The sequence below is a fragment of the Ruegeria sp. AM9 genome, assembly GCF_056540565.1.
In genome coordinates, this window is record NZ_JBQFWY010000004.1 from 155,576 (window position 1) to 168,393 (window position 12,818).

The following is a 12,818-nucleotide window of genomic DNA, read 5'->3' on the forward strand; positions in this document are numbered from 1 at the left end:
GTCAGGCATCCTCAAGCGCCCTGAGCGAGCGGACGGCCTCGTCATAATGCTGCGGATGCGTGGCGATGGCTTCGCGGAAAAGGTTCTTGGCCGTGGCCACATCCCCTTGTTTGACTGCGGAAATTCCCATCGTATTGAGCAACATGGCGCGCTCGATCTGCGTCAGCGGGACAACCGGCAAACTGTAGTTGCCCTGCGCGGCCCGGGCCAGAACCAGATTGTTCTTGGCGGTGAACAGGCTCTTGTCTTGCTGGATCGCTTCGTTGAACAGGCGTTCGGCCTCGGCGTATTGGCCACGCGTCAGCTTGGAATAGCCCCAGTTGTTCATCACCCCGCCGGGCCGTGTGGTCAGACCGACAGCGGTTTCATAGAAATGATCCGCACGTTTCCAATCCTTTTTGGAGTCCGCAACCACCGCCTCGAGGCGGTAACGTTTGAAGGTTTCATAAGTGGGCGGCACGGAATCCAGAACGGTTCTGGCCTGACTCCAGTTTCCGGCACGCACAAGGGCGTCGGCATATTCGACCTTGTCGACATTTGCAGCGCCCTTCATGGTAGTCACTTTTTTCCAGGCGGCGGCGGCCTCGGTCGTTCGTTTCGCGCGGGACAAAGAAATCGCCAATCCACGCTGCAGGTCAATTCTGTCCGGGTTTTTGGCGGCTGCGCCCCGGAAGTAGGTGACGGCTTCATTCGGGTCAGCGGCGGTCAGAAGCACCTCGCTCAGGTTGGTTTCGTCAATGACGTTGACCTCCTGATAGGTGCGTTCGACTTTTTCTTCCTCGGTTTCTTTTTCGCAGGCGGACAGGATCAGCCCGCACATCATCATCGGCGCAATCAAGAATTGTTGGCGCATTTTTTGCGTCCCTTACTGCTCTTGCCTGTGTTATGGGAGCTTGCGCAGCGTGTATTGCCCGTCGCCTTGCCGCTCCAGCGTATATTCTTGTTCTTCGGCTGTATTATTAGCAGGATTTTCCATTTTTGCGAGGGCTAAGCGCAGATTGTCGCGGATTGCGTCACTTTCGCCATTGTCCAGCGCATAGGCGCGTTTGAAGACCTGCGCGGCCTCGGGGTATTCGCCCGTCTCGACCAGCAAAACGCCCAGATTGTTCCACCCAACGGACCATTCGGGGTCAGTTTTTACGGCGCGGCGCAACAGGTCTTCGGCCTGTCCCAGGCGTTTGAGCCCCAGATTGGCAGTACCCATCGAGGTCAATATCTGCGCCGTCATCCCCTGATCCAGCGCGGCGCGCGTAAAGGAATCCAGTGCCAGTTCGTATTCTCCGGCGGCCATCAGCCGGTTTCCAACAGTGATTTCGTCTGCACCCTGGCCTTTCGGGTCGATACCGGGGGCATCCAGATCGTCCGTCGTGCCCATATCCGTACAAGAGGCCACCATGGCGATCACCACGGCGGCCCTAATTGTCAGGCGTATTCCTGAACGAATACGCCTGAAGCTGGTTGTCATGAGGTTATCCGCCAGCACCTTTTCCAAAATCTGCGATCCCTTTTGCCGAAGGTCCGACCAGAATGACCAGCAAAGGCGGTACCGTCAGCATCATTGTGGCAAGTGTCATTTTGGTTGGCAACTTGTTCGCGGCCTCTTCGGCCCGCATCACGCGTTTGTCACGCATTTCGCTGGCATAAACCCGCAGGGCTTCGGCAATGGATGTACCAAATGTTGCCGATTGGATCATCACGGTCACAAATGAACTGACATCCTGAACGCCGCAACGGGTTCCGAAATCACGAAGCACCGTGTCCTTGTCCTTGCCTGCTTTCATTTCATGGGCGACAACTTCGAATTCCTGCGCGATATCAGGGTACGAGGCGCTCATCTCGCGGGCTACGCGCACGATGGCCTGGTCCAGAGACTGACCGGCCTCGACGCAGACCAGCATAAGGTCAAGCGTATCCGGGAACCCGGCGGTGATCGCCTCTTTCCGTTCCTCGACGCGCCGGGTGATCCAGTAGCGCGGCAGGAAATACCCTGCGGCTGACGGAATCAGAACGCGGATTGTCATTTGGCTTCCGGTGAACTCCTGGTCGCCTGCCAGCACCGTCACCAGCATCACGCCGACAAGGATGCCGACAATGCCCAGGGCAAACTGTGCAAAATGGAAGAACCGCACCGCATCCTTCGAGTGATACCCGGCCTGGCGCAACTTGAGCTGCATCGCCGACAGTTCTTCCTCGTTCTGGGGTTCCAGGAAGGTGGCGAATTTCTGCAGCTGCTCGTTGCGGCTGCTGTTGCGGAGCTTGTCTTTTTTCGACCTTTTGTCCGCCTTGGGGGCAGCGGTCGATTTCTGCAGCTTTTTCAGCGGGTCCTCCGGCTGGTTCAGCATCAGAGAAACCGCGATCAGGATCATGGCCAGCCCCAGAACGCCGATGACGATCAGCGGTCCGAACTCGCCCAGGTATTGTTTGATCAGGTCGTTGATTTGGGTCAGGAATTCCATTGCTATGCCCTCAGACCTTAATGTTGGTAAGAACGCGCATCACGATCAGGTTCAGCGTCAGCATGATGCCGACAAAGAAACAGAGGGGGATGAACAGGGGGTGATCGATCACGTCGTCATAGTAATTGGGGTCGGTTACCAGAATGAACATCAGGCAGAAAAGCGGGAACCCGGACAGAAACTTGCCGGACCATTGCGCCTCGGCGGTGATTGCCTTGACGCGCCGGAACAGGCGGAAACGGGCACGGATCACCTTGGCCAGACCGGCCAGGATTTCGGCCAAGTTACCACCCGACTGTTGCTGAATACCGACGGCCACCGACAAAAAGCGGAGGTCCTGCATACCCAGACGCTCTGCCATGTCTTTCAGGGCCTCACCGACGTCACGGCCATAGGCGCATTCATCGGCGATGATGCCGAATTCCGTACCCAACGGATCCTGCACCTCGTTCGCAACGATCTGGACGGATGAAACGAACGGGTTACCCACGCGCAGCGAACGAACCATCAGTTCAACCGCATCCGGCAGTTGCTCTTCCATCAGCGCCATGCGCTTTTTTGCCTTGCGGTTGACCCAGGTGTAAACACCGCCAACGCCGATAAAGACCGACAGGGCGACCCGAAGAACCATATCCGTCGCGGTGCCGATGCTCAGGCCCACAAAGGCAAAGCCGGACAACAGAACCATGACCATGACCAGTTGTCGCGGAGTGAAGGCGATTGCCGCTTTCTGCGCCTTGTCGGCCAGCAGCGAATAGAGCGGGATGCTCTGCGTCTTCATATGCTGCTGCATTTCCTTGCGCAGCTGTTCCAGAACCTGTTCCCGCCCGACACCTTTGTCGAGCATGTCGAGACGGCGGTTGACCTTGCTGTTCAGGCTGATGGATTTCCCGAAGGCCACCAGATAGATGCCTTCGACCAGAAAGAACACCGCGATGAAGATCACGACATATATGAGCGCCTCAACAGGCAGTTGCATATCCAGATCTCCTACATAGTCGTCGGTTCATAGATCGAAGTCGGCAGATCAAAGCCCCACAGGCGGAAGCGCTCGGAATAGTGGCTGCGCACGCCTGTTGCCGTGAAATGACCGATGATCTTGTTGTCCGGTGTCAGGCCAACCCGCTGGAATTTAAAGATTTCCTGCATTGAGATCACGTCACCTTCCATGCCGGTGATCTCGGTGATCGAGGTCATCCGGCGCGAACCGTCCTGCAGACGGCTGGCCTGCACGATCAGGTTCACAGCTGATGATATCTGGCTGCGGACCGCCTTGATCGGCATTTCGATCCCGGCCATCGCGATCATGTTTTCCAAACGCGAGATACCATCACGGGCCGAGTTGGCGTGGATCGTGGTCATTGAGCCGTCGTGGCCGGTGTTCATGGCCTGCAGCATGTCGATCACCTCGGCGCCCCGCGTCTCGCCCACGATGATGCGGTCAGGACGCATCCGCAGGGCGTTTTTCAGACAGTCGCGGGGGCTGACCTCGCCCTTGCCTTCGACGTTGGGCGGGCGGCTTTCCATACGGCCCACATGGGTCTGTTGCAGCTGAAGTTCCGCCGTATCCTCAATGGTCAGGATGCGTTCGGCGTCGTCGATAAAGCTGGACAGGGCGTTCAGCGTGGTCGTCTTACCGGAACCCGTACCGCCCGAGACGATAATGTTCAGCCGGGTCGACACAGCAGCCTGAAGATAGGCAGCCATCTCTTCGGTAAAGGCGCCGAAATTGACCAGATCGTCGATGCCCAGCTTGTCTTTCTTGAACTTACGAATGGAAACCAGCGAACCATCCACCGCAATCGGCGGGACCATAGCGTTGAAACGCGAACCATCGGCCAGACGGGCGTCAACATAAGGATTGGATTCGTCGACGCGACGACCCACAGCGGACACGATCTTGTCGATGATCCGCATCAGGTGCTTTTCATCCTTGAAGGTGATGTCGCTGATTTCCAGCCGGCCGTCGCGCTCCACAAAGATCTGTTGGGGACCGTTGACCAGAATATCGTTGACCGTGTCGTCCTGCAGCAGGGTCTCAAGCGGACCCAGACCCGTTACTTCGTCATACAGCTCTTTGTTCAGCTGCGTGCGGTCCTCGCGGTTCAGGACGATATTGCGCGTTTCCAGAACTTCGCTGGCAATTGCGCTGATTTCAGCGCGCAATTCCGATTCGCCGGCATTCTCAAGCGCAGCGAGGTTCAGGTTCTCGAGCAGTTCCCGGTGCAGTTCGATCTTGATTTCGCCAAGACGCTCTTTGCGCTTGCGGTCTTTGTCGGCGACCACGGGCTCGGCAGCTTTCTTCGGCGCGGGGCGCCGGGCAACGGCATTGGCCGAGGACTTTTTTTGAACTGCGGGTTCCGGTGTAGCGGCCGGGGTTTGAACCGGCTGCGCTTCGGGCTGTTTCTTGTATCTTGAAAACACGGCGGCTCGTTCCCTTCCAAACTGAGTTATGCAGCTTCAGCGTTGTTGCTGCCCAGGCTATGAAGCGACTTCGCAAGTTTTGCGAATTCGCGGCGCAGCGGGTTTTTGGCGGCCGCATTGGCCAGCGGTTGCCCATGGTCACCGGCTTGCATGACTTGCTTGCCACCATCCGGCAGTTGCAGGTCGATAGAGATGCCCAGGCTTTCCCCCATCCGCTTTACCCGGCTCTTGCCGTTCAGATCGGTGAATTTCGGTGCCCGGTTCAGGGCGAAACGTAGTTTGTCGAACGGCAGTTCCTCGGCCTGCAGGGCGCGTTTCAGGCGCAAAGCGTTCTGGGCCGAGCGCATGTCCAGCTCGATCAGCGCGAAATAAACGTGTGCGGCCTGAAGAACGGTTTCCGACCAGTGAACAAGCGTCGAGGGCATGTCCACGATGACATAGTCAAAGTGGCGGCGGGCCGTGTCGATCACCCGCTGGATATCTTCCGGGGTGATCAGGTCGAGCGGCACCATGTCCGACGGCGCGGTGAGAACCTGCAGCTTTTCCTCATAGGTCTGCAGCGCCTGCGCGAACACTTCCTCATCCATCGAGTCGGTGTCGGACAGCATTTCAAAAACGGTTTCGCGGCGGGGCAGGTCCAGATAGGTCGATACCGTGCCGAACTGCAGATCCAGATCAAGCAGGCAGACCGATGGTTCTTCTTTTTCGGAAACGGTGGCCAGTTCCCAGGCTAGGTTGACCGCCATTGTGGTGGACCCTACGCCTCCGGCCAGGCCGTGCACGACGAACAGGGCGCCTTCCTTTGATTCGCCTTGTGTCAGTGGCGAGGCCGCCTCGTGAACCGCAACCGGGTCGGGACGGTTCATCCGGGCGATCGCTTCCTGCAACTCGCCCTCGGGCAAAGGGTAGGGGACGAATTCATCCGCACCCTTGCGCAGCAGCTGATGCAGAGATGCCGGTGTGACATCTTCGGCGATCAGAACAACCTTGATCTTCTTTTCTTTGGCACGAGTGATGATTTCGCCCATCAGAGACAGGTTGTCTTCATCTTCGCCATCAATGGCCAATGCCACGAATTCCAGAGAATCGGCATCGGGTTGGCTGAAAAAGGCCAGAGCTTCGGCAAAGCCCAGGTCGCCCCAGCGTTCCCCCAGTGCTGCTTCCATATCCTCAATCAATAGATCGAAGTTCTGGACATCACGGCTGATGGTACAGGCCAGAATGGCATTTTTATCATCTTGTGGCGATGCGCTCGTCATTAACACAATCCTCGTCGCGGGGGCAGGCAAACACAGTGGGCCTGAAGACCCTGTCTGGTTCGCTTTTGCCCCAGTGCGGCCATGATCGACCGCAAGTCACCTAATTGTTGAAAATTTGGCTTGGAACTTAGGCAAGATTTGGGCGCAAAAGAACCAATTGTAGGGAAATGGGCGACGATGCCGCCCAGTTCCTATTTATTGTTACTCGCTGGTCTCACCCAGAGCGGTATCTTTGCTCAGACGGCTTCCGTAAGTCGCGCTTGCAACGTATTCGCGATAGATGACTTCCGCGTACTTCCCGTCCAGAACAAGCGGGTTGCGATCCACAAAGCCGGACACTTCGGTCACGGTGCGGCGGTTGCGGCGGTCCCTGTCCGGAGTGTCGATGAGCGGCCGCGACTTGCCAAAGGACACGACAGCCTCGAGGCGCGAGCGAGAAATGCCTTGCTGCGTCAGGAACGCAACGGCGGCATTGGCGCGCCGCTGACCCAGGGCTTTGTTGTACGACGTCGAACCAACCGCATCGGTATGGCCGTATACGCGGAACCTGGCCTCGGGGAACTGTTTGATCCACGATGCCTGGCGCAGCAGTACCCGCTGAGCCGTTTCATCCAGCTGTGCGCTGTTGAAGGCAAAGTTGATCTGCGTCGGAACCTCGGCCGCGAATCGCTGGCCCAGAATCTGAGCGTATGTCAGTTCGCCGTTCATGACCTGGAGGTTGTTCAGGGTCGCATTCCCGAACGCGCCTTGGTCGACTTCGTACCCGGCCTCACGCGTACATGCGGCGACAGCGACCGACAGACCCAGTGTGATGATCCACTTCTGCATTGGTCTTATCCTCCTATCAATCCAGAACGTAGCCATAGGAGCTGCCAAAGTCTTGCTTGGCCACTTCCGAGGCTGCGCCGGCACCCGGGCGCGTTGTACGACCGACCCGGCCGTTCACGAACAGATCAAATTCGCTGGGCGGTTTGACCCGGTCTGTCGGCAAAGCCAGTGCTTCGCCGCGTGTCGGCGACACCAGATGGGCGGTGATGATGACGACCAGTTCACTTTGCTCGCGCTGGTATTCAGCGCTGCGGAACAGGGCACCCAGAACCGGAACGTCACCGATCCAGGGAAGCTGGCTGCTCAGGTCCGTGAATTCATCCTGAATCAGGCCGGCAATGGCAAAGCTCTCTCCGTCGCGCAGCTCGATCGTCGTGCTGGTTTGGCGGGTGATAAAGCTGGGAATCGTGTCACCCTGGATCGTGAAGTTCGAGTTGGTGTCGATGCTCGACACCGAGGTGGCCAATTCCAGATTGATCAAATCGCCATCAACGACACGCGGGATGAAGTCGATTTCAACACCGAACGCCTTGTATTCAATGGCGATTACGCCAAATTCCTGCGGTACGGGAATTGGAACTTCACCACCGGCAAGGAAGGTCGCTTCCTGTCCCGACAAAGCGGAAAGGTTGGGTTCCGCCAGGCTGCGTGCAAGCCCCTTGGCTTCCAGAGCCTCAAGCAACAGGCGTACCTGCGTCGATCCGGCCCCAAAGCCAAACAGGATGGCACCTGTATTGGTCTGAAGAGGGGGGATGTTGTTGTTCAGAGCGTTGTTCAGCGCTGGCTGCGTGTTCAGGGTGTTGAAACCGCCGGTCACGTCACCGCCGCCGAAACCAAGCGACGCGGTCAGGCTTTTGGCCACCGAACGGTTCATTTCGGCAAAGCGCACTTTCAGCATTACCTGCTGCACACCGCCGACCGACATCAGATTCGAAACACGATCGGGTGCGTAACGTTCAGCCAGTTCCAGGGCGCGCTCCAGTTTCGCGCTGCTCGACACGACGCCCGAAAGCACGATGCCATCATTGGCGGTCCGGACTTCGATCGGTTCCGCCGGCAGAATCTGCCGCAGCCGCTCTTTAAACTCGGACACATCCGGAGATACACGGACCCGAACGTTCGCCAGCAAGTTGCCCGCGCCGTCAAACAGGGTCAGCGTGGTCAGGCCCGGTGTTTTGCCCAACACATAAATCGTGCGATCCGAAAGCGACGAGATGTCGGCGATGCCGGCATTGGCGATGCTGAGCTCGGCGAACGGTTCTTCGCTTTCCACGACAATAGCGCGGTTCATCGGAACGTTCAGCGTTTCCGCTGTGCCATTCTTCACCACGCGCAAAGTTTCAGCCCAGGCCGTTTGGCCGACCGGACCAACTATTAGCGCCAACCCAAGAAGGGTTGCGCTGATCCAAGAACGTATTTTCATGTGACCTGCCTCTCCGATCACGCCTCGTTTTTAGGTCTAATGCCCTATGCAGGGTAACACTGCGCGAATTACGAATTTATTGCAATAATCAATGGTTTCCGGAATTTTCCTTATGTGGACAATGCGCAACATCCGAAACGAAACAAGCCGCGCACGTGGCGCGGCTTGTGGTCGTAAATCTCTGATTTAACGTCAGTTTGTGCAGGGAATCTGGGTTTTGATGATCTCGGCGCCGCGCCGCGTGTTTACGGTGCAGACCTTTTCTGCGACCGGGGCCGGAGCAGGGGCCGATTCCTTGAGGTTCAGCAATTTACGCTGGTCCACTTCTACCGCAGTTGCGACCGTATCATCCTGCACACCAACCAGAGCCAGAGACAACTGGCCAGTGTTCTGCGCCTGCGCCAAAGCCGCGATCTGCTCCGGTGTTGCAGCAACGGTCACGGTACGCGCGATCGTCGCGCCCGTCACGTCAGATCCGGCGATCTGGTCCACTGCGATCAGTTCTATGTTGGTCTGAATCAGGCGGGTGATTTCGCCACCGCCGCCTTCGAATTCGCGGCTGACAGAGCCGGTCCAATACACATCCACGCTGTCGCCTGGACGCAGAAAGCCGGAAACGCCCGACGAAACATCGACGCTGATAGCAAACGCGCGCATGCCTTTTTCAATTTGGGAAACAAGGCCTGCCGCCTGGCCGGGCTTGGTGACCTTGACCTTCATCAGCGCTTCGTCTTTTTCCACCGCTCTCAATACGAATCGTTCCCCTTTGGCTTCTTCCGGGAACAATACTGCCATGTCCACAAAGCTGCCCTCGGGAATCGCATCCTCGGGCCAGTTCACGATCCGTACATCGTCTTTGACCAAGGGCTCGCCATACTTCATGGCCCGATTGGTAACGATTACTCCGACGGTTGGCACTGTTTTGACGTTTGCAAGCGCATCTTTTGTGGCTTGGCGTTCACGGGCGAGTTGGTCCTGGTACTGAGCGATATAGTCGCGGGCCATGTAGACCGCGCCCCCGGCCAAAGCCACCCCGGCAATCAGGACAAGTCCAAATACCAAACGCATTCGCGTCCCCTCGTTTTTTCTATTCCGTTTTTTTTGCCGCAGAAGTTACGACAAAGATCAGTTTTGAATAAAGGTAGATTGTGTCGAAAAAGGGGACAATATTTGATAAATTTTGCCTCCGTAGTTTTCGGGACAATCCAATCTGCGTTGATCAGGGATCGGGCGTGTCGAATTTGACGCTGATCTCTTCGGCGACATCGACGTTGCTCAGGGCGGCACCGGCTCTGGCGTCCAGCTCTTTGACGGGCTGGCCGAAGTAAGCGTAGACACCTGCGCCAATCCCCACGATCGCTGCTGTCAGCACGACCCAGTCAACCGTCACTGACCCTTCTTCGTGCTCTATGAATTTTCGGATTTTACTCATCATGAAAGCGCCGGGCTTGGAGTTGTTGCAAAAGAAATGGGGCCACGCCTAAACAGGCAAGGCCCCACTAAAGAATGTCTTCGGTCGGCTGTTCTTAGTCGTTGGAGTCCGGGTTGATCGGAATATCGTCGGCGACATTCGAGGCTGCGGAGCTCAGGGTCGAGCCAACGGCGTCTGCGATCGCTTCGGTGCCGTTGCCAATTTGCGTGTAGGCCACGGCGGCCAGGCCAACAACAGCTGCGGTCAGAACAACCCAGTCAACAGTTACGGCGCCGTCTTCGTCTTTACGGAAGTTCTTGATGAACTTGATCATGTTACGTCCCTCCTAAAGGATCAAAAAAGTCATTTAAACCTCGGCGTCTAACAGAGCTTTCTCTCTCAGTCCGCTCCCGACCGTCTCGGTATGGCATTATGTTTGCCTGTCAGGCGTGGCAGGAATTGGGCCAAACACCGATTTTTTCCTTCCAAGCTTAACTTTTTGGTAGTTTTTAACTTAACACATTGAAAACAAAAGGATTAAAAATCTCAATGGGAGGCGCCCCCTGTCGCCGCCGATGCAAAATTGCGGCAAATGAGGCGAAATTGCCCCAATTCGCCGTGTTTTTCTGGCTTTTCAAAGGGATTCGCGGTTCAAACTATTGAAAAGAAAAAGCACGAGGCAGGCAAAATGAAACTCCGGGACGCAATGACCTGCGCCGGCATTCTGGCGCTAATGGTGTCAGCATCAATGCCAGCCGTCGCAACCGAGGTTGAACCCAGGGGCGTATATAAGAGAGTGAAGGCGCCCAAGCCCGGCACGCGGCCCAAGGTGACCGTTCAGATTTCGCCCGAGGAACATGCGGCAGCGCCATACGCACCCAGCACCGGGGCTGAGATTTCCATACCCGAAGCTGCGACACGTATCACAGCCGTCCCCCCAAGCGCTCCGGGCGCAGGACCGCAGAACAAGCCGGTCGGGTCTTATAAAGCCTTTTGGGATAAAATCTCGCCCGCACTCTCTGCTTCGGGGGCGGGGCGGCTGAATGACGCCATAAAAGCGTTGGCTGCAACCAACGTGGCCTCGCCGCGCCTGCAGACCCTACAAACCATCGCACAGCAGCAGGGGATCGAGATTCTGCGCTCGACGGTTGGGACAGAGGTTTCGCCTGCGCTGGTGCTGGCGGTGATCTCGGTTGAATCTGCGGGCCGTGCGGATGCGGTCAGCTCGGCCGGTGCGCAAGGACTGATGCAGCTGATGCCTGCAACCGCCAAGCGATTTGGGGTGCAGGACAGTTTCCAGCCTTCTCAGAACATTTCGGGCGGGGTGAAATACCTGAATTGGCTGATGGAAGAATTCGGCAATGATCCGATTCTGGTGCTGGCCGGCTATAACGCAGGTGAAGGGGCCGTGCGCAAACATAGCGGCGTGCCGCCCTATGCCGAAACGCGGGATTATGTGCCCAAGGTGCTTGCGGCCTTTCAGATTGCCAAGGCTCTGTGTTCCACTCCGCCCGAGCTGATTTCGGACGGCTGCGTCTTCCAGACCCTGAACTAAAAAAAGGCCCGCCAGTTTCGGCGGGCCTATTCGGTGATACGGATCAGTTGACGATATTGGCCTCGGTGGCAGCGCGGATTTCATCCTCGGTCACGCCTTCGGCGATTTCGACGATCTTCAGGCCGCCATCGACCACATCTAGAACGCCCAGGTTGGTGATGATGCGGTCCACCACCTTTTTACCCGTCAGCGGCAGGGTGCATTTCTTCAGCAGCTTGGACTTACCGTGCTTGTTGGTGTGATCCATCACGACGATCACGCGGCCCACACCGGCCACAAGGTCCATCGCGCCGCCCATGCCTTTGACCAGCACGCCGGGGATCATCCAGTTGGCCAGATCACCTTCCTCATCCACTTCCATCGCGCCCAGAACGGCAGCGGCGATCTTGCCACCCCGGATCATGGCAAAGGACGTGGCGCTGTCGAAATACGAGGTGCGCGACAGTTCGGTGATCGTCTGCTTGCCCGCGTTGATCAGGTCGGGGTCTTCCTCGCCCTCGAACGGGAAGGGGCCCATGCCCAGCATACCGTTCTCGGATTGCAGGGTGATGTCCTTGTCGCCCACATAGTTCGCCACCAGCGTCGGAATACCGATGCCGAGGTTCACATACATGCCGTCTTCCAGCTCTTGCGCCGCACGGGCGGCCATCTGATTGCGGTCCCAGGGCATTATGCGTCCTCCTTCTTGCGGGTGGTGCGCTGTTCGATGCGCTTTTCGTGATCGCCCTGAATGATACGATGCACGTAGATACCGGGCAGGTGGATGCTGTCCGGATCCAGCGAGCCGCGCGGCACGATTTCTTCCACCTCGGCCACGCAAATCTTGCCGCAGGTCGCGGCAGGCACGTTGAAGTTGCGGGCGGTTTTGCGGAAGATCAGGTTACCGGTGTCGTCGGCCTTCCACGCCTTGACGATGGCGAGGTCGGCGAAAATGCCTTCTTCCATGATATAGGTTTCGCCGTTGAAGTCCTTGTGTTCCTTGCCCTCGGCAATCACGGTGCCCACACCGGTCTTGGTGTAGAAGCCGGGGATACCCGCACCACCGGCGCGCATACGCTCGGCCAGGGTACCCTGCGGGTTGAATTCCAGCTCCAGCTCACCGGCCAGATACTGACGCATGAACTCGGCGTTTTCGCCAACATAAGAGCTGATCATTTTTTTGACCTGCTTGGTCTGCAGCAGGATGCCGATGCCGAAATCATCAACGCCCGCGTTGTTCGAGGCAAAGGTCAGGTCCTGCGTACCCGAGTCCTTGATCGCCTCGAGCAGCAGTTCAGGAATGCCGCACAGGCCGAAACCGCCTGCTGCGATCATCATGCCATCCGTCAGCACCCCATCCAGCGCTTCGGTGGCATTGGCATAGATTTTTTTCATGGAAAACTCCCCCAATGACATGGTGATGGGCAGGTTGTGCCGCCACGTCACAGGGAAGTCAACGAATCCAAAGGGGTGGTGGTATTTC

14 protein-coding genes are annotated in these 12,818 nt (G+C 57.4%); 1 reads left to right on the top strand and 13 read right to left on the bottom strand.

Going from position 1 to position 12,818, the window contains the following annotated elements:
- Window position 1: 1 nt before the first annotated feature.
- The 11 genes from ACR0DO_RS10090 to ACR0DO_RS10140 form a co-directional block, all read right to left on the bottom strand.
- Window positions 2-853 (bottom strand): tetratricopeptide repeat protein, encoded by an 852-nt coding sequence (locus ACR0DO_RS10090; protein WP_170672268.1) that lies wholly within the window; start codon window positions 851-853, stop codon window positions 2-4.
- A gap of 30 nt (window positions 854-883) precedes the next feature.
- Complete coding sequence (locus ACR0DO_RS10095) at window positions 884-1,465, bottom strand: tetratricopeptide repeat protein (protein ID WP_480558403.1); 582 nt, start codon at window positions 1,463-1,465, stop codon at window positions 884-886.
- Between the two features lie 4 nt (window positions 1,466-1,469).
- Window positions 1,470-2,456, bottom strand: a complete 987-nt coding sequence (locus tag ACR0DO_RS10100; RefSeq protein ID WP_170445362.1) for a type II secretion system F family protein — start codon at window positions 2,454-2,456, stop codon at window positions 1,470-1,472.
- A gap of 10 nt (window positions 2,457-2,466) precedes the next feature.
- Complete coding sequence (locus ACR0DO_RS10105; protein WP_170445359.1) at window positions 2,467-3,435, bottom strand: type II secretion system F family protein; 969 nt, start codon at window positions 3,433-3,435, stop codon at window positions 2,467-2,469.
- Window positions 3,436-3,446: 11 nt separating this feature from the next.
- Complete coding sequence (locus tag ACR0DO_RS10110) at window positions 3,447-4,880, bottom strand: TadA family conjugal transfer-associated ATPase (protein ID WP_480558405.1); 1,434 nt, start codon at window positions 4,878-4,880, stop codon at window positions 3,447-3,449.
- Between the two features lie 26 nt (window positions 4,881-4,906).
- Complete coding sequence (locus tag ACR0DO_RS10115) at window positions 4,907-6,139, bottom strand: CpaE/TadZ family protein (protein ID WP_480558407.1); 1,233 nt, start codon at window positions 6,137-6,139, stop codon at window positions 4,907-4,909.
- A 201-nt stretch (window positions 6,140-6,340) separates the two neighbouring features.
- The gene (locus ACR0DO_RS10120) at window positions 6,341-6,967 is read right to left on the bottom strand and encodes an OmpA family protein (RefSeq protein WP_480558409.1); all 627 of its coding nucleotides are present in this window, start codon (window positions 6,965-6,967) and stop codon (window positions 6,341-6,343) included.
- Window positions 6,968-6,983: 16 nt separating this feature from the next.
- The gene (locus ACR0DO_RS10125; RefSeq protein ID WP_480558411.1) at window positions 6,984-8,390 is read right to left on the bottom strand and encodes a type II and III secretion system protein family protein; all 1,407 of its coding nucleotides are present in this window, start codon (window positions 8,388-8,390) and stop codon (window positions 6,984-6,986) included.
- A 192-nt stretch (window positions 8,391-8,582) separates the two neighbouring features.
- The gene (cpaB, locus tag ACR0DO_RS10130) at window positions 8,583-9,458 is read right to left on the bottom strand and encodes a Flp pilus assembly protein CpaB (protein WP_480558413.1); all 876 of its coding nucleotides are present in this window, start codon (window positions 9,456-9,458) and stop codon (window positions 8,583-8,585) included.
- A 151-nt stretch (window positions 9,459-9,609) separates the two neighbouring features.
- Entirely contained in the window at window positions 9,610-9,822 is a 213-nt protein-coding gene (locus tag ACR0DO_RS10135; protein ID WP_480558415.1) for a hypothetical protein, read from the bottom strand.
- A gap of 94 nt (window positions 9,823-9,916) precedes the next feature.
- Window positions 9,917-10,135, bottom strand: a complete 219-nt coding sequence (locus ACR0DO_RS10140) for a Flp family type IVb pilin (protein ID WP_480558417.1) — start codon at window positions 10,133-10,135, stop codon at window positions 9,917-9,919.
- A gap of 354 nt (window positions 10,136-10,489) precedes the next feature.
- On the opposite strand from ACR0DO_RS10140, the gene ACR0DO_RS10145 reads away from it, so the two are divergent.
- Entirely contained in the window at window positions 10,490-11,356 is an 867-nt protein-coding gene (locus ACR0DO_RS10145; protein ID WP_480558419.1) for a lytic transglycosylase domain-containing protein, read from the top strand.
- 43 nt (window positions 11,357-11,399) lie between these two features.
- Here ACR0DO_RS10145 and ACR0DO_RS10150 read toward each other — a convergent pair whose 3' ends face one another.
- Both ACR0DO_RS10150 and ACR0DO_RS10155 read right to left on the bottom strand, forming a co-directional pair.
- Window positions 11,400-12,026: a CoA transferase subunit B gene (locus tag ACR0DO_RS10150; protein WP_170445341.1), complete on the bottom strand. Its 627-nt coding sequence runs from the start codon at window positions 12,024-12,026 to the stop codon at window positions 11,400-11,402.
- The gene (locus ACR0DO_RS10155) at window positions 12,026-12,730 is read right to left on the bottom strand and encodes a CoA transferase subunit A (RefSeq protein ID WP_480558421.1); all 705 of its coding nucleotides are present in this window, start codon (window positions 12,728-12,730) and stop codon (window positions 12,026-12,028) included. The genes ACR0DO_RS10150 and ACR0DO_RS10155 overlap by 1 nt, the downstream gene beginning before the upstream one ends.
- Window positions 12,731-12,818: the final 88 nt, after the last annotated feature.

Excerpts from the sequence above, each read along its gene's own strand:
- ACR0DO_RS10090 (WP_170672268.1), bottom strand. The coding sequence starts at position 853 with ATGCGCCAACAATTCTTGATTGCGCCGATGATGATGTGCGGGCTGATC.
- ACR0DO_RS10095 (WP_480558403.1), bottom strand. The coding sequence starts at position 1,465 with ATGACAACCAGCTTCAGGCGTATTCGTTCAGGAATACGCCTGACAATT.
- ACR0DO_RS10100 (WP_170445362.1), bottom strand. The coding sequence starts at position 2,456 with ATGGAATTCCTGACCCAAATCAACGACCTGATCAAACAATACCTGGGC.
- ACR0DO_RS10105 (WP_170445359.1), bottom strand. The coding sequence starts at position 3,435 with ATGCAACTGCCTGTTGAGGCGCTCATATATGTCGTGATCTTCATCGCG.
- ACR0DO_RS10115 (WP_480558407.1), bottom strand. The coding sequence starts at position 6,139 with ATGACGAGCGCATCGCCACAAGATGATAAAAATGCCATTCTGGCCTGT.
- ACR0DO_RS10120 (WP_480558409.1), bottom strand. The coding sequence starts at position 6,967 with ATGCAGAAGTGGATCATCACACTGGGTCTGTCGGTCGCTGTCGCCGCA.
- ACR0DO_RS10125 (WP_480558411.1), bottom strand. The coding sequence starts at position 8,390 with ATGAAAATACGTTCTTGGATCAGCGCAACCCTTCTTGGGTTGGCGCTA.
- cpaB (WP_480558413.1), bottom strand. The coding sequence starts at position 9,458 with ATGCGTTTGGTATTTGGACTTGTCCTGATTGCCGGGGTGGCTTTGGCC.
- ACR0DO_RS10135 (WP_480558415.1), bottom strand. The coding sequence starts at position 9,822 with ATGAGTAAAATCCGAAAATTCATAGAGCACGAAGAAGGGTCAGTGACG.
- ACR0DO_RS10140 (WP_480558417.1), bottom strand. The coding sequence starts at position 10,135 with ATGATCAAGTTCATCAAGAACTTCCGTAAAGACGAAGACGGCGCCGTA.
- ACR0DO_RS10145 (WP_480558419.1), top strand. The coding sequence starts at position 10,490 with ATGAAACTCCGGGACGCAATGACCTGCGCCGGCATTCTGGCGCTAATG.
- ACR0DO_RS10150 (WP_170445341.1), bottom strand. The coding sequence starts at position 12,026 with ATGCCCTGGGACCGCAATCAGATGGCCGCCCGTGCGGCGCAAGAGCTG.
- ACR0DO_RS10155 (WP_480558421.1), bottom strand. The coding sequence starts at position 12,730 with ATGAAAAAAATCTATGCCAATGCCACCGAAGCGCTGGATGGGGTGCTG.